Source organism: Pectobacterium sp. S5 (genome assembly GCF_051707265.1).
Classification (GTDB): domain Bacteria; phylum Pseudomonadota; class Gammaproteobacteria; order Enterobacterales; family Enterobacteriaceae; genus Pectobacterium; species Pectobacterium polare.
The window spans coordinates 308,938-325,249 of the sequence record NZ_JAULSZ010000002.1 but is presented as its reverse complement, the minus strand read 5'-3'; the positions used below and the strand labels follow the sequence as shown (position 1 = coordinate 325,249).

The following is a 16,312-nucleotide window of genomic DNA, read 5'->3' as shown; positions in this document are numbered from 1 at the left end:
ATGAAGAGCATTTCCGGATTCTTACATAGCTAGTGGATCGTTCAATTGATCCTTAACCGATCAGCATTACTCCACGCAGGAGGTATTGAAGAATATACGCCGATGGCGTTTAAGGCTGAGCGCCGTCTCGTAAGACAATCGGACTCTCTTTTGCCGTTGGGACATCGCTATTCATCGCACGACGAATGACGAAGAAGGCGGAAATCAGCATTGTCACCGCCACCAGCATGAAGAACCCGCACAGCGCGGCGTTGATCTGATTACTGAAGACGATGGTTTCCATGTCTTTAATCGATTTGGCAGGTGCAATCAGCGTGTTCTGTTCAATACCCGCCGCGAAGCGTTTTGCCTGAGCCAGAAAGCCGATGCTCGGTTTTTCATGGAAAATTTTCTGCCAACCCGCCGTCATCGACGTAATAAACAGCCAGACGGTAGGCACGATAGTCACCCACGCATAGCGCTGTTTCTTCATCTTAAACAACACCACCGTGCCGAGAATCAACGCCATCGAGGCCAGCATCTGGTTACCGATACCGAACAGCGGCCAAAGCGTGTTGATGCCGCCCAGCGGATCGATCACGCCTTGATAGACGAAGAATCCCCAACCGGAAACGGCGACAGTTGTACCGGCTAGGTTTCCCAGCCAGGAACGGCTGTTTGCTAATCTGGGAATCGCAATACCGACCAGATCCTGCACCATGAAACGACAGGCGCGCGTTCCGGCGTCAACCGCGGTCAGGATGAACAGGGCTTCAAACAGAATCGCGAAGTGATACCAGAATGCCATCATCGCCCGGCTGTTAAAGATTTCGGTGATGATGTAGGCCATACCTACCGCGAAGGTCGGCGCACCGCCGGCACGGGAAAGAATAGAGGCTTCGCCAACGTCATTGGCAATGGCGCTCAATTCCTGCGGGGTAATTACAAATCCCCAGTTATTGATGGCTAGTGAGGCGCTCTCAACCGTGGTGCCGATCAAGGCAGCAGGTGAGTTCATGGCGAAGTAGATACCCGGTTCGATAACCGAGGCACAAATCAGCGCCATAATCGCCACGAAGGATTCCATCAACATTGCGCCATAGCCGATGAAGCGGATATGGCTTTCACGTTCAACCAGTTTCGGTGTGGTGCCGCTGGAAACCAGCGCATGGAAGCCGGAAATCGCGCCGCAGGCGATAGTGATAAACAGGAAGGGGAACAGCGTACCGGAGAAGACAGGGCCGGTGCCGTCAATAAAACGAGAAACGGCAGGCATTTTCATTTCCGGCATGGCGAACACAATACCGAAGGCCAGCCCGACAATAACCCCGATTTTCAGGAACGTAGAGAGATAATCACGCGGTGCCAGCAGCAGCCAGACGGGCAGAACTGAGGCCACGAAGCCGTAAATCACCAGGACCCAGGTGAGTGACGTCCCTTTCAATGTGAAGAATGGTCCCCAGTAAGGGTGTACCGCGATGTTACCACCGTAGACAATCGCCAGCATCATCAGCACGAAACCGATGATAGAGACTTCAGCGATTTTGCCCGGACGTAAAAAGCGCATGTAAACGCCCATGAAGAGCGCGATAGGGATGGTGGCGGCAATGGTGAACAATCCCCACGGACTTTCTGCCAGCGCTTTAACGACAACCAGCGCCAGCGCCGAGAGAATGATGATCATCACGCCCAGCGCACCGAGCATCGTGATAATACCCGCGAACGTGCCCAGCTCCTGTTTTGCCATCTCACCCAGAGAACGACCGTCCCGGCGGGTTGAGATAAACAACACCAGAAAATCCTGCACCGCACCCGCCAGCATGACGCCGACCAAGATCCAGATCGTACCGGGGAGGAAGCCCATCTGTGCGGCAAGAATCGGCCCGACCAGCGGCCCGGCCCCGGCGATGGCGGCGAAGTGGTGGCCGAACAGAACCCATTTATTGGTGGGAACGTAATCCAGACCGTCGTTATGACGCTCCGCCGGTGTCAGTCGGCGATCGTCGAGCTCAAACACTTTTTTGGCGATAAACAGGCTGTAAAACCGATAGGCGATGCTGTAACACGATACTGCCGCGATAACCAACCACACGGCATTGACGTGTTCACCGCGGCTTAGCGCCAGCGTGGCGAACGAAAAGGCGCCCGCCAGGCCGACTAGCAGCCAGATCACAATGCTCTTTACGTTACTCATAACAACGGCTCCTTCGTTATTCAGAAAAGGTATACCGTAATACTTCAAGCTGCATGTGCGTTGGCTTCCCTTACTCACCCCAGTCACTTACTTGTGTAAGCTCCTGGGGATTCATGCGGTTGCCGCCTTCCTGCAACTCGAATTATTTGAGGTATATGGCGCGGGTGTTAATGCAATTTAACAATAGTGGGTTTAATGGCGAAGAGAAGGGAATGGATGAGAAAATGTGAGCGAAGGTGAATTTTTGTAAAGAAACTTAAAGGGTAAACAAGGGCTAACGAAATGCGCGGCGATGTAACCCGCGCATTTCTGAGTGCTACGTCTATTTCATTAGTGGCATTCTAAAGATTCTGTCAACGGGCTGCTTCGTTTATCGACCACACCAACGGCGATAGCAAGAACCAGCGCACTGAGCGACAGAATTCCGCCCGCCCAGTTTGGTGCAGTGAAACCGAAGCCGCTGGCGATAACACTCCCACCGACCCAGGCACCGAGGGCATTACCAAGATTAAAGAGGCCAATATTGACCGCTGAAGCCAGCGTGGGCGCGCCTGCTGCTCTTGCTTTGTCCATCACCAGTTTCTGAATAGGAGAAACGGTCGCAAATCCAAACGCCGCCATAAGGAAGATACACAATACCGAGGCAATCTGGCTGCTGGCCGTCAAATGGAAGATGAACAAAATAGCAGCCTGCCCAAACAGCGTGATATACAGCATCGGCATGAGCGCTCTGTCAGCGAAACGCCCACCCAGCCAATTCCCAACGAACAAGCCCAAACCAAATACCATCAACAGCCAGGTAATCGAGCCTTCTGAGAAGTGGGCTACTTCCGTCATCATGGGCGCGATATACGTAATTGAAGTAAAGAAGGCCGCGGGTCCAAGGATGGTTATGCCCATGGATAGCAATACTTTTGAGTTGCCGAATGCGGCAAACTCATGCCCGATATGCTGTGCTTTGGGTTTGGCGGTGGAAGGGATAAGCACCAGTACGCCGACCGCAGTGGCGATACCAATCAGCGTGATGGCGTAGAACGTCGTTTGCCAGGAGAACTGGTGGCTAATCCAGGTTCCCACTGGCACGCCAATAAGGTTAGCTACCGTAAGGCCGGAGAACATAAAGGCGATAGCACTGACGCGTTTCTCTTTGGGCACCATCTCCGCGGCGAGCACAGAGCCAATGCCGAAAAAGGCACCGTGAGTCAGAGAGGTGATAACCCGACCGACGATCGCCATACCGATGGACGGCGCGAGGGCGGTGACCAAATTCCCCAGCACAAAGATCCCGGCAAGAAAAAGCAGCATGGTTTTTTTGGGTAATCGGGAACCCAGAATAATGAGTACCGGCGCGCCCACAAAAACCCCAAGCGCGTAACTGGTGGCCATATAAGCCGCCACGGGGATCGTCACCCCGTAGTCCGTCGCGATGGCAGGCAAGAGACCTGCAATGATGAATTCCGTTGTTCCAATCCCAAAGGCACCAATAACCAGGGCCCATAAAGCGATAGGCATGATATCCCCTATGTCTGACAATTTTTGCATGTGCTAAATTATGCCTAATGGTATTAGGGTAAGGAAATAAAATGGCTAATGAATTAGAAAAAACGAATACGCTTAGGCAAGAAAAGCCTATCCCGGCAAAACTGGACGACGTGGACCGAAAAATATTAGCCCTGCTTTCAGCCGACAGCAGTCGGAGCTATGCCGACTTAGGGGAAGCGCTGCATCTTTCCGCGCCGTCCGTGCATGAGCGAGTGAAGCGGCTAAAGAAGGACGGGGTCATCAAAGCGACTATTGCCAAGATCGATGGGTGTAAGGTCGGTCGGAGCTTATTAACGTTTGTCCTGGTAAACACAAAGAGTATCTTGAGCACCAAGCGTTTGCTGATATTAAGTGATTTGCCGGAAATTGAGGAATTTCATACCGTTGCAGGGGATAGCTGCGTCATGCTCAAGGTTCGCACTCGGGATACCGAAGGGCTAGAGGAACTGTTAGGTAAGCTACAAGAGATTGAAGGCGTCGACAGCACGCGTAGTTATATCGTTCTGTCGACCTTCGTTGAACGCGGCCCTGACCCGAGTTTGTAACGCGTCCCTGTTGCCAGAGACGCAGGGGCTGTGCAACACGCGTCTTAAGGCAGAACGTTCCCGGCGGCGCGGTAAATTTCGTACCATTCTTCGCGGCTGAGCGACAGGGTAGACGCCGCCGCGATGTCACGGATACGTTCCGGGCTCATGGTGCCGATAATCACCTGCATTGCGGCAGGGTGACGCAAGATCCACGCGGTGGCGATCGCGGTATTGGTGACGCTATGCTGCTCGGCGATGCGATCAAGGGTGGCGTTCAGCTTAGGGAATTTCTCGTTATCGAGGAAAACACCGTCAAAAAAGCCGTACTGGAAGGGTGACCAGGCCTGAATCGTCATGTTATTCAGACGGCTGTATTCCAGAATCGCGCCATCGTGATTCACCGATGCCGGGTTCGTCATATTCACGTTAAGGCCGGCATCAATCATACCTGTGTGCATGATGCTGAACTGCAACTGGTTGGCGATCAGCGGTTGGCGTACGGATTTTTTCAGCAGTTCAATCTGCAACGGATTCTGATTGCTGACGCCGAAATGGCGCACTTTTCCGCTGTTTTCCAGCTCATCGAAAGCGGCCGCGACTTCATCGGGTTCAAACAGTGTGTCCGGGCGGTGCAGCAGCAGCGTATCAAGATAGTCCGTTTTTAAACGCTGTAGGCTACCTTCGACGGAGGCGATGATGTGCGCCTTAGAGAAGTCAAAGAAGCCCTGACGAATGCCACATTTGGATTGAAGAAAAATTGATTCACGGCGGATGGCGGTCTTCTGTAAACCGGCGGCGAAAATCTCTTCCGACAAACCGGAGCCATAGATATCAGCGTGATCGAAGAAATCGATGCCCGCCTCGACGGAAGCATTGAGGATATCAGCCGCTTCACTCGTGCTTTTCTTCGCCATTCGCATACAGCCCAACGCAATGTTGGAAGCCTGTATCGCGGATGTACCGATTGTCATTTTCTTCATCGGGAACACTCCTGTGATGAGGGTTGCACGTCCGCCGAGATGACTCGGCGGCATGGCACTTAGGCGGCAGGTTTTGCCACGATGCTGCGGGTTTCCAGACGAACTTCAGCGATGACCACGTCCAGCGTATCCCCCTGACGATAAACTACGTCGCCTTTCACTGAGAGGGTACCCATTTCCTGACTGCACACCAGCTCATCGCGCACAGCGTGGATAAAGGAGGACGGGATGAATGCGACTGCGCCGTTATCCAGCAGGCGAACGCGCAGGCCGCCGCGCGTGACGTCAATGATTTCCGCATTGAAGCGACTATCCGTACCGGCTTTATCTTTGAGGTAGCGGGCGTACAGCCAGTCGCCGACATCACGCTCAGCCATACGATTAAGGCGGCGGCGTTCGGCCAGTTGTACCGTGACGTCGTCCTGCGGTTTTTCCGCGGCCTGTCCGGTGATAACCGCTTTCAACAAACGGTGGTTCACCATGTCGCCGTATTTACGGATCGGCGATGTCCAGGTGGCATAGGCTTCCAGCCCCAGACCAAAGTGCGGCCCCGGCGTGGTACTCACTTCCGCGAAGGACTGGAAGCGACGAATGCGGCTGTCCAGGAACTGCGTCGGTTGGGCATCCAACTCGCGGCGCAGCGTACAGAAGCCATCCAACGTCAACAATGCTTGCGCGTCGGCCTGAACGCCGTGGGTATCCAATACGGCAACCGCTTGTTCGATCGAGGCAGGATCGAAGCCGTTATGCACGTTATAGATGCCGAAGCCCAGCTTATCGCGCAGCACAATGGCCGCACAGACGTTGGCCGTAATCATGGATTCTTCAACGATACGGTTGGCGATGCGGCGATGTTCAACCACGATATCCAACACGTCGCCTTTCTCACCCAGCAGGAAGCGGTAATCCGGGCGATCTTTAAACACCAGCGCGTGAGTGGTGCGCCATTCGCTACGAGCCAGACAGAGACGTTGCAGCAAACGAATTTGTTCAGCAATAGCGTCGTTTTGCGGCTGCCATTCGCCTTGATCTTCCAGCCAGTCAGAGACGTTGTCATACGCTAACTTGGCTTTGGATTCGATCCAGGCGGCAAAGAAGTGAATGTCGTCACCCAGCGCACCGTCGGCGGCAATCGTCACGCGGCAGGCGAGGACAGGGCGACGCTCGTTCGGGCGCAGAGAACAGATATCGTCCGACAGCGGGCGAGGCAGCATCGGGATGTTGAAGCCAGGCAGATAGTTGGTGAAGGCGCGTTGGCGTGCAATGTTGTCCAGCTCGCTACCCGCCGCGACATACGCGGTCGGATCGGCGATAGCGATGGTTAATTGCAGCGAACCATCGCCGTTGTCCTGCACGTACAGCGCATCGTCCATATCTTCCGTACTTGCGCTGTCGATAGTGACAAAGCTCAGCGCGGTGAGATCTTCACGGACGAGTTCGCCATCATGGCGCTCAGTCGCTTCAACCTCTGGGGCCGTGCGCTCCAGATTATGACGTGACAATGTCACCCACCACGGCACCAGCGGGTCATCGCCCGTGGTGATGTACTGCGTCAGCTCAGCATGAAATCCACGGTCGCCCTTTAACGGGTGACGGCGCATTTCGGCTACGGCCCAATCGCCTTCCTGAAAATCGTGCGTGACATCGCGCGCGGCGCGGCAAGGGATGGCATCTTTCAGCAGCGGGTGGTCAGGCGTAATGGATAAGCGGTCGTCTTTTTTATGGATGCGCCCAACAAATCGGGTCAGGAAGGGTTCGATCAGCGTTTCTGGCTCGACAATTTCCCGCTCTTTTTCCGTATGCAGGGTGGCGGTAATCCGGTCACCGTGCATCACTTTTTTCATGTGCGGAGGGGGAATGAAATAGCTTTTTTGTCCGTCAGCTTCAAGAAAGCCAAATCCTTTATCGGTGCCTTTGACGACACCTTCAACACGCGGTGTCTGAGAGTGAAGTTGCTGTTTTAGCTGTGCAAGCAGCGGATTATCTTGAAACATAGCGTCCAGAAATACGGTTGTGAGTAGCTCAATTAGCAATTCACAGTTTTACTCGAATCGGGTGCTGGCGGCAAGAATAATCGGGGAAAGTGTGGTCGCAGATCGACAGCAGAAGCGCGGAGAAACCCGAGTAAAGTCAACGCTGATTGGAATGTATCCACCTGCCGTGCATGCCATTGGTGTTGCAATGCGAGTTGTGATGTAGAACTTATCTCAGTAGGCGTTATTGGTGCAGCCAGTTTGGACTCGGACAGCGCGGAAAAACCGGAGCGTACACGTAGTACGTGAGGATTTTGAGCACTGCCCAGGTTCAAAATGGCAAATAAAATAGCCTACTGAGCAAGTTCTTAGGCGATACGCAACAGAGACTCAGTTTGCGTACTACGACGAACGACAACCGGTACAGATTTAGAGGTCGGTGTGTGCGTTTCATCCCCAAAGCTGGACAGCGGCACCAGCGGGTTGGTTTCCGGGTAATAGGCGGCCAGATTGCCGCGCGGAATCGCGTAGCTCACCAGCTTGAAACCGTTGACGATACGGGTAATGCCGTCATTCCACAGCGTTTCGATATCGACGAGATCGCCATCTTCCAGCCCCAGCGCGCTGATGTCATCCGGGTGCATGAAGAGCACTTCCCGCTGCCCGTACACGCCGCGATAGCGGTCATCCAGACCATAAATCGTAGTGTTGTACTGATCGTGCGAGCGCAGGGTTTGCAGGGTAAAGGGCACATCGCTGCCTTGTAGCTGCGGAAACAGCGTGTCGGGCAATGCGGTATGGCTGAATTGCGCTTTCCCGTTGAGGGTATTGAAGTGCAGTTCAGCGGCGGCGTTACCGAGATAGAACCCACCCGGCAGGTCGCAGTTGGCATTGAAATCGGTAAAGTTGGGAATAGTCGCGGCGATATGGTCACGGATACGTGAGTAATCGTCCGCCAGCGCCAGCCAGTCGAGCTTTTCATGACCGAGCACTGCATTGGCAATCCCGGCAACAATCGCCGTTTCCGAACGCTGCAACGGCGAAAGCGGCTGCCCGACGCCTTGCGACGCGTGCACTATGCTGAAGGAGTCTTCGACGGTAATAAACTGCGCGCCACTGGCCTGCATATCGAGATCGGTACGGCCGAGCGTCGGCAGAATCAATGCATCGACCTTGCCCGTCACCAGATGGCTGCGGTTGAGCTTAGTGCTGATGTGCACGGTGAGATCGCAGCGGCTGAGCGCTTCTTCAGTACGGGCTGAATCCGGTGCGGCGGCAGCGAGATTACCGCCCAGCGCGATCAGCACTTTTATCTCATCGCGCAGCATCGCTTCCAGCGCTTCTACCGTGTTGTGGCCTGCGGCGTAAGGCGGTGTGAAGTCATAATGTGCAGCCAGACGATCGAGAAACGCGGCCGTCGGTTTCTCATCGATCCCCATGGTGCGGTTGCCCTGCACATTACTATGGCCGCGTACCGGACACAGCCCCGCGCCCGGCTTCCCTAGCTGCCCGAATAGCAGTTGCAGGTTCACGATTTCCCGCACGGTGGCGACGGAATGCTTATGCTGGGTAATCCCCATCGCCCAGGTGCAAATTACGCGCGGCGACTGCTGATAAATCGCCGCAACATAGCGCAGCTGCGCTTCACTCAGACCAGACTGCTGTTCGATTTTCTGCCAGCTTGTCGCGTCGACAACGGCCAGATACTCGTCCACCTGCTGGGTATGCGTAGACAAGAAATCCTGATCGAATAAGCCCGCTTGTCCGTCGGACAGGCGCTGGCGATGTGTTTCCAGCAGTGCTTTGACCATGCCACGCACGGCAGCCATATCGCCGCCCAGATTGGGTTGCAGGTAGGTTTCGCTAATGGTGCCGGACAGCGGCGTGAGCAGCTCCAGCGGGTTCTGCGGATTGGCAAAACGTTCCAGACCGCGCTCGCGTAGCGTATTAAACGAGACGACGTGCGCACCGCGATCGGCGGCGTGGCGCAAACTGTGCAGCATGCGCGGGTGATTGGTGCCAGGGTTCTGCCCGAAGACGAAAATTGCGTCAGCGTGTTCGAAATCATCCAACCTGATCGTGCCTTTACCGACGCCAATACTCTGTTTCAGACCGATTCCGCTGGCCTCATGGCACATGTTCGAGCAGTCAGGAAAATTGTTGGTACCCAGCATGCGGCCAAAAAGCTGATACAGATAAGACGCTTCGTTGCTGGCACGACCGGACGTATACAGCTCCACCTGATTGGGGTGTGCCATGTTACCGATATGGTGAGCAATCAGCGCAAACGCCGCGTCCCAACTGATAGGAACATAGCGATCGCTGGCACGGTCGTAGCGCATCGGGTGAGTTAAGCGGCCCTGATATTCAAGGAAATAGTTGCTCTGCTGACGTAGCGTCGTGACGCTATGGGCGGCGAAAAAATCCAGATCGACTGCTTTGCGCGTCGCTTCCCAACTGACCGCTTTCGCGCCGTTTTCACAGAAGCTGAACGTGCTGCTGTTGTCATCCCCCCAGGCACAGCCGGGGCAGTCAAATCCTTTCGATTTATTGACCCGCAACAAGTTTCGGATATTTTTCAGCGCTTGCTTGCTGTCGAGAACAAAGCGCGTGGTGGCTTCCAACGAGCCCCAGCCGCCAGCCGCATTGCGGTATGGCTTGATGGATGGTTTGAATTTCATAGATGTTCCGCAGGTGATAATGTTTTTTTTATGTGAACAAAAGTTTAAATATTTGCTCTTGAAATGAAGTTTAGGTGCCGTCGGCGCTCGCGTCTAATCAAATGCGGCTATGGTGGGATAGAGGCGGTTTATCGGTATATACTCCGGGCTTACCCACTACTGTGTCTGACGATCGAGCCTGACGATGGATATTAAGCAACTGCAATACCTGTGCAATCTGGAGAAAGAGCGCCATTTTGGCCGGGCAGCGGAAGCCAGTTTTGTCAGTCAGCCAACGCTCTCCATGCGGTTGAAAAATCTGGAGCGAGAGCTGGATCTGGCGTTAATCAATCGGGGTAACAATTTTGAAGGCTTTACCGCCGAAGGCGAACGCGTGCTGGCCTGGGCGCGGGAAATCGTCTCGGTTTATCAGGGGTTAAAGCTGGAAGTCGCGTCGCTGAAACGCGGTGTGAGCGGCGTATTGCGCATCGGTGCGGTGCCGCAAAGTAGTATCGCGCTGTCGAGCCTGCTGGCAGCGGTGAACAAGGTTTACCCGCAGCTGGATTTTCAGATCTCGCTGTTCAGTGCGGATCAACTGCTGGAAGCGCTGAATGCGCATTCGGTAGATGTTGGCATCGGTTTTTTTGAATTCTCGACGCTAGAGGAGCTGCACTTTCAGGCGTCGCCGCTGACGGAGCAGGGCGTTGATCTCTTGTTCCATCCGCACTATTTCCCACAGTTGGTAGGGGAGACGCCGCTGCCTCTCGATGCGCTTTCTGAGGTTCCGCTCTGTCTGGCGGAGGCCAGCCGCTACTTCCGTCGCTATCTCGATAGCCATTTCCGCGAAATGGGCGTTTCGCCGTGGGTCAAGGTGGAAAGCTCTTCCGTCCTGCAACTGATCCAAAGTGCCTATGTTGGGCTCGGGTGCGGCATTGTGCCTCACGGTAGCCTGATCCCAGAAATGACACCCGCATTAACGCTGCGGCCGCTGCTGTTTCCGCCAATGCGCCGCCGTGCTGCTGTCGTCGTCGCCCAAGCTGGCCGAGCGACGCCGCTGGCGCAGAACTTCTTTGACGCGGCGCAGGTGTGGTTGCAGGCTCAGTCGTAGAGGCTTTCATCCTGTATCGGCGCAACGGATTTACTGGCGCGCAGCCGCCTGACGGACTGGCGAACCACCAGCGTACCGTTTAGTAGCAGGTTGCCGACGGGGGCTTCGGGGCGAATTAGGCGATATTGCAACAGCCTGACGGCCTCTTCGCCCAGCGCCTCACGCGGCACATGTACCGATGTGAGCGGCACGTCGTGAATGGCCGAGAGATTGAATCCATCCATGCTCATCACCGAGACATCTTGCGGCACGCGCAATCCTGCTTTGGTCAATGCATTGACCACCCCCACCGCGATGAAATCACCACCGGCCAAGATCGCTGTAGGTCGCTTATCCGGCGGGCAGCGGGCTAAAAAGGCCGTCATCGCCTGTTCGGCATCCGTCGTGCTGAAATTATCTAACGCCAGCAAATTATCTTCAGAGGAAAACGGTAGATTATGGTGCTGATAGGCATCCCGAATCCCGTCCAGACGCAGCTCCATCGTATAGCGACGCAGGCACAGCAGCGTCAACACGGTATGGTGCCCTTGCTCAAAAAGATAGTGGGCGGAGAACTCGCCTATCAAGCGATGTGCGGGTGCCACACCCGGCAATCGCATCTTACGGTCGATGCAGTTAATCAATATGCAGGGCTTACCGCTGTCCGCTGCCAGCGCGTGAATATAGGGATCGTCGATGCCTATCAGCAGCGCCGCCTCCGTAGCCGGATCGCGCATTTTGTCTAAAAATAGCGCCGCATCGCTGTCATTTTCCTCCAGCCCGCAGTAGCGCACTCGCACATCGTGTGGCTTCAGGGCATCAATGATGCTCTGTACCACCTTGTGATAGAAGATGTCGGACCGAATATCAAAAGCGCGCGGTGGGGCGAAAATAGTGAGCCCGTTCAACAGCAGGCGGCCGTTGGCGAGATCGGCCAGTACGCCGCACTGGCGGGCGCAGTTGAGAATGTCCGCTTTTGCCTGCTCGCTGGTATTGGACTGACCAGATAGCACGCGTGAGACTGTGCTGATCGAGTAGCCCGTCCGCTGCGCAATTTCGCGTATTTTCAGGTTTCCTTTCATTTTGTGATCCCGTTCACCTTCGAAAATGACAAAGTTTTCATTGCTATCTGTTACCTATTTTCAGGCGCTATAGGCAGGTTTTTGTCTGCATTTTGACCATAGCATGAAAATGTTTTCAAAAAAGTGAGTGTTTCACGATTTTCAATTGCTCTACTCTCGATTTGGTAAACCAATTTCAGTAATTAGATGCAATAAAAAGGGATTTAACCCAATAAATACAATGATATGAAAATGGTTTGATCGTTCGATAGGCGATAAATACAAAAATGCCGTCGAGATATCAGACCAATGTAACCCTACTTTCCTGTAAAGGAGTCACCATGAGTCTCGACATCAATTCGTCCCCCATCGCTACCAAAGGTAAACGGACATTCAGAAACCTGCGTTGGTGGGTGCTGAGCCTGTTCCTGCTTGGCGTTACCGTGAATTACATCACTCGTAATTCATTGGGCATTCTGGCACCCGAACTGAAAACCAGTATGGGCATCACCACCGAGCAATACTCCTGGATTGTCGGTGCATTCCAGCTGGCGTATACCATTTTCCAGCCGATTTGCGGCTGGCTGATCGATGTCATCGGCCTGAAAATTGGCTTTATGATCTGCGCGGTGATCTGGGCGCTGATGTGCATCTTCCACGCGGGTGCGGGAAGCTGGCTGCACCTGGCGATCTTGCGTTTCTTTATGGGCGCGTCTGAAGCGGCAGCGACACCGGCGAATGCCAAAACGCTGGGCGAATGGTTCCCTAAAAAAGAACGCCCGATTGCGGCAGGCTGGGCCGGTGTTGGTTTCTCCATCGGTGCGATGCTGGCACCGCCGATTATCGTTGTGGCGCATGCCTATCTGGGCTGGCAGGGCGCGTTTATGTTCAGCGGTGGGCTGGCGCTGCTGTGGGTGGCGCTGTGGTGGCTGTTCTATCACAACCCCGAAAATCACCCCAATTTAAGCCGCGAGGAGCTGGATTTCATCCGTCAGGACAATGAGGCACCGCCGGTCAAACTGCCTTTCTTCACCGCGCTGAAAACCGTCTCAAAAAATAAACGCTTCTACGGTATCGCGATTCCCGCATTTATGGCGGAGCCCGCGTGGGCCGTGCTCAGTTTTTGGGTACCGCTCTATCTGGCGAATGAACGCGGTATGGATCTGAAACAAATCGCGATGTTCGCGTGGCTGCCGTTTCTTGCTGCCGATCTTGGCAGTATCGCCAGTGGCTATCTCACCCGACTTTATACCCGCTGGTTCGGCTGCTCGCGCGTTAACTCGATTGTGGCGAGTTCGGTCACGGGCGCGTTTCTGATGCTGTCGCTGGCGCTGGTCGCCATCAGTAAAGATCCGTGGGTGGCGATTCTGCTGATTTCCATCGGCGGATTTGGCCATCAGGTGATTTCCTGCATGTTGAGCGCTCTGGTGGTGGAATCGTTTGATAAAGGGCAGATGGCCACGGTGAACGGGATGCGTGGTTCGTTTGCCTGGATTGCCAGCTTCCTGTTCTCGCTGTTGATTGGTGTCACTGCCGACAAAATCGGGTTTAACCCGCTGTTTGTCGCGATGGGATTCTTCGATCTGATCGGTGCCATCTTCCTGATCGCATTTATTGCTGAACGTCGTGGGAAAACGCGGTCGCAGGCATAACGGCTCATTTATTTTTTCCTGAAAAGGACGCTGTATGAAAACGTTGAAAAATTGGGTGTTCCGTCATCAGAGCGCCGACCATGTTGAACTGCTGGTGGACGACAAACATGTGTTTCGCCTGTACGTGCTGGAACCGATGTTGGCCCGCGTGCTGGTTAAACAGAATGACGAGCTGAAGCTGAACCGCACCTGGAGCATCGCGCCGCAGCAGGATGTCCCCTGGCAGGGGCGCAGCCGTGAGAGCAGCGAGGGTTTCAGCCTGCCGGGATTCTCGCTGGAACAGCTGGATGATGCGCTGCGTATCAGCACCGCACGGATGCGAATTACGATTCATCAGCCACTGTGGCTAGCGTGGGAATATTGCGATGAACAGGGTGAATGGCAGCCGTTTGCCGCCGATCGACCTACTAGCGCCTATCTGCTCAACCCACACGGTGACGGCGTGGCGCACTATCAGCGCCGTTTCCCGACAGAACGCTATTACGGGCTGGGTGAGAAGGCGGGCGATCTTGAACGCACTGGACGCCGGTTTGAGTTCCGCAATCTGGACGCGATGGGCTACAACGCAGCGAGCACCGATCCGCTGTATAAGCATGTTCCGTTTACCATTACCCGACGTGACGATGTCAGCTTCGGTCTGTTTTACGATAACCTGAGCACGACCTGGCTCGATCTCGGCAATGAGATCGATAATTATCATCTGGCTTATCGGCGCTATCAGGCGGAGGCGGGCGATCTCGACTATTACCTGTTCATCGGGCCACGCGTGTTGGATGTCACGAAAGCATTTGTGCGCCTGACGGGGAAAACGCTCTTTGGGCCAAAATGGAGCCTGGGCTACAGCGGTTCCACTATGCATTACACCGACGCACCGGATGCACAGCAGCAGCTGATGAAATTTATCGCGCTGTGCCGGGAACATCATATCCCCTGTGATTCGTTCCAACTCTCATCGGGCTACACGTCGATCAACAATAAGCGCTATGTGTTTAACTGGAACCACGACAAAGTCCCCCAGCCGGAGGTGATGTCGCAGGCCTTCCACGATGCGGGCCTCAAGCTGGCTGCCAATATCAAACCCTGTTTACTGCAAGATCACCCGAAATACGACGAGGTGTCGGCGCAGGGGCTGTTTATCCGCGATTCTGAATCCGATGTGCCAGAGCGCTCCAGCTTTTGGGATGATGAAGGCTCGCACCTTGATTTCACCAATCCGGCAACGGTGGCGTGGTGGCAGGAGAACGTCACCCGACAGCTGCTGGAGAAAGGGATTGATTCAACGTGGAATGACAATAACGAATATGAAGTCTGGGATGGCGAAGCCCGCTGCCACGGATTCGGCGAAACGATGGCGATCAAACACATTCGCCCACTGATGCCGCTGTTAATGATGCGCGCCTCGCTGGAGGCGCAGCAGCGCTTTGCGCCGACGCTGCGTCCTTATTTGATCTCGCGTTCCGGCTGTGCGGGAATGCAGCGCTATGTGCAGACCTGGAGCGGCGATAACCGCACCAACTGGCAGACGCTGCGTTACAACACGCGGATGGGCATCGGAATGAGCCTGTCCGGCCTGTTTAATGTCGGACACGACGTCGGCGGGTTTTCGGGCGATAAGCCGGACGCCGAGCTTTTTGTGCGCTGGGTACAAAACGGCGTGATGCACCCGCGTTTCACCATTCATTCCTGGAATGACGACCATACGGTGAACGAACCGTGGATGTACCCCGCGGTAACGCCTGCAATACGCAGCGCCATTGAGCTTCGTTACCGTCTGCTGCCGTATTTTTATACCTTGCTGTGGCAGGCCAGTGCGGACGATGAGCCGATGCTGCGCCCGACGTTCCTCGACCACGAGCAGGACAGCGCGACGCTGGCAGAAACCGACGATTTCATGCTGGGACGAGACATTCTGGTCGCCAGCGTGGTTGAGCAGGGGCAGCGCCAGCGCACGGTGTACCTGCCGGCGAATACGTCAGGCTGGTACGATTTTCATTCCGGCCAATGGTTCAGCGGGGGACAGACGGTCGTGCTGGATGCGCCGTTGGAACGTCTGCCGCTTTTGGTCCGCGCGGGGGCGATGATTCCGCTGTCGGGGCGAACGGCCCACGTCAGTTCGCATGAAGATGATCAGCGTGAATTCCTGCTCTTCCCGCCTGTCGCGGGTGGCACGGACAGCGGGCTGCTGTTTGAAGACGATGGTGAGACGTGGCAATGGCGTGAAGGTAACGCGCTGTGGCTGCGCTGGGAAATCCGCACGGATAGCCAACGGATTGACGTGACGTTTACATCGGAAGGGCGATACCAGCCCGCTTGGCAGCATGCGACGTTGCGCCTGCCGGCGGGCGAGCAACGCCAGCTCTACATTAACGGCGTTCATACGAATACCTATCAACACCAATAATCATCTCCATTTCTCTATACGCTAAATAATTCGAGTTGCAGGAAGGCGGCCAAAAGAGGGAATCCCGATGAGCTTACTCAGGTAAGTGATTCGGGTGAGCGAATGCAGCCAACGCACCTGCGGCTTGAAGTATGACGCGTATATTGCGCCTCGGTATTATTGTTTACCGGGGCGTTTTTTTTGTTATGCAGAATATAAATAATATCCGATTGGTTATCTTCAGGATAAAGAGATGTTAATAAAGTGAATGGAATAT

10 protein-coding genes are annotated in these 16,312 nt (G+C 54.8%); 4 read left to right on the top strand and 6 right to left on the bottom strand.

What is annotated here, in order from left to right; translation table 11 throughout:
• Positions 1–109: 109 nt before the first annotated feature.
• Together QWJ20_RS10985 and QWJ20_RS10980 are read right to left on the bottom strand one after the other, a co-directional pair.
• Positions 110–2,173 (bottom strand): carbon starvation CstA family protein, encoded by a 2,064-nt coding sequence (locus QWJ20_RS10985; RefSeq protein ID WP_010276693.1) that lies wholly within the window; start codon positions 2,171–2,173, stop codon positions 110–112.
• A gap of 330 nt (positions 2,174–2,503) precedes the next feature.
• Positions 2,504–3,685, bottom strand: a complete 1,182-nt coding sequence (locus QWJ20_RS10980) for an MFS transporter (RefSeq protein WP_224073605.1) — start codon at positions 3,683–3,685, stop codon at positions 2,504–2,506.
• A 71-nt stretch (positions 3,686–3,756) separates the two neighbouring features.
• On the opposite strand from QWJ20_RS10980, the gene QWJ20_RS10975 reads away from it, so the two are divergent.
• Positions 3,757–4,260 carry an Lrp/AsnC family transcriptional regulator gene (locus tag QWJ20_RS10975; protein ID WP_109411191.1) on the top strand — a complete coding sequence of 168 codons (504 nt, stop codon included), beginning with the start codon at positions 3,757–3,759 and terminating at the stop codon, positions 4,258–4,260.
• A gap of 44 nt (positions 4,261–4,304) precedes the next feature.
• On the opposite strand, the gene QWJ20_RS10970 is transcribed toward QWJ20_RS10975, so the two are convergent.
• The 3 genes from QWJ20_RS10970 to QWJ20_RS10960 all read right to left on the bottom strand — a co-directional run bounded on the left by QWJ20_RS10970 (position 4,305) and on the right by QWJ20_RS10960 (position 9,876).
• Positions 4,305–5,222, bottom strand: coding sequence for an aldo/keto reductase (locus QWJ20_RS10970; RefSeq protein WP_233967030.1), 918 nt, complete (start codon positions 5,220–5,222; stop codon positions 4,305–4,307).
• 59 nt (positions 5,223–5,281) lie between these two features.
• Positions 5,282–7,216, bottom strand: coding sequence for an exoribonuclease II (locus tag QWJ20_RS10965; RefSeq protein ID WP_433992549.1), 1,935 nt, complete (start codon positions 7,214–7,216; stop codon positions 5,282–5,284).
• 347 nt (positions 7,217–7,563) lie between these two features.
• Positions 7,564–9,876, bottom strand: a complete 2,313-nt coding sequence (locus QWJ20_RS10960; RefSeq protein WP_433992548.1) for an FdhF/YdeP family oxidoreductase — start codon at positions 9,874–9,876, stop codon at positions 7,564–7,566.
• Positions 9,877–10,060: 184 nt separating this feature from the next.
• On the opposite strand from QWJ20_RS10960, the gene QWJ20_RS10955 reads away from it, so the two are divergent.
• Positions 10,061–10,963 (top strand): LysR family transcriptional regulator, encoded by a 903-nt coding sequence (locus QWJ20_RS10955; protein ID WP_433992547.1) that lies wholly within the window; start codon positions 10,061–10,063, stop codon positions 10,961–10,963.
• On the opposite strand, the gene QWJ20_RS10950 is transcribed toward QWJ20_RS10955, so the two are convergent.
• Positions 10,954–12,024 carry a LacI family DNA-binding transcriptional regulator gene (locus QWJ20_RS10950; RefSeq protein WP_039480987.1) on the bottom strand — a complete coding sequence of 357 codons (1,071 nt, stop codon included), beginning with the start codon at positions 12,022–12,024 and terminating at the stop codon, positions 10,954–10,956. The two genes, QWJ20_RS10955 and QWJ20_RS10950, sit on opposite strands and share 10 nt — an antisense overlap.
• A 320-nt stretch (positions 12,025–12,344) precedes the next feature.
• On the opposite strand from QWJ20_RS10950, the gene QWJ20_RS10945 reads away from it, so the two are divergent.
• Together QWJ20_RS10945 and QWJ20_RS10940 are read left to right on the top strand one after the other, a co-directional pair.
• Positions 12,345–13,655 carry an MFS transporter gene (locus QWJ20_RS10945; protein ID WP_095699680.1) on the top strand — a complete coding sequence of 437 codons (1,311 nt, stop codon included), beginning with the start codon at positions 12,345–12,347 and terminating at the stop codon, positions 13,653–13,655.
• Positions 13,656–13,689: 34 nt separating this feature from the next.
• The gene (locus tag QWJ20_RS10940; RefSeq protein ID WP_433992546.1) at positions 13,690–16,056 is read left to right on the top strand and encodes a TIM-barrel domain-containing protein; all 2,367 of its coding nucleotides are present in this window, start codon (positions 13,690–13,692) and stop codon (positions 16,054–16,056) included.
• Positions 16,057–16,312: the final 256 nt, after the last annotated feature.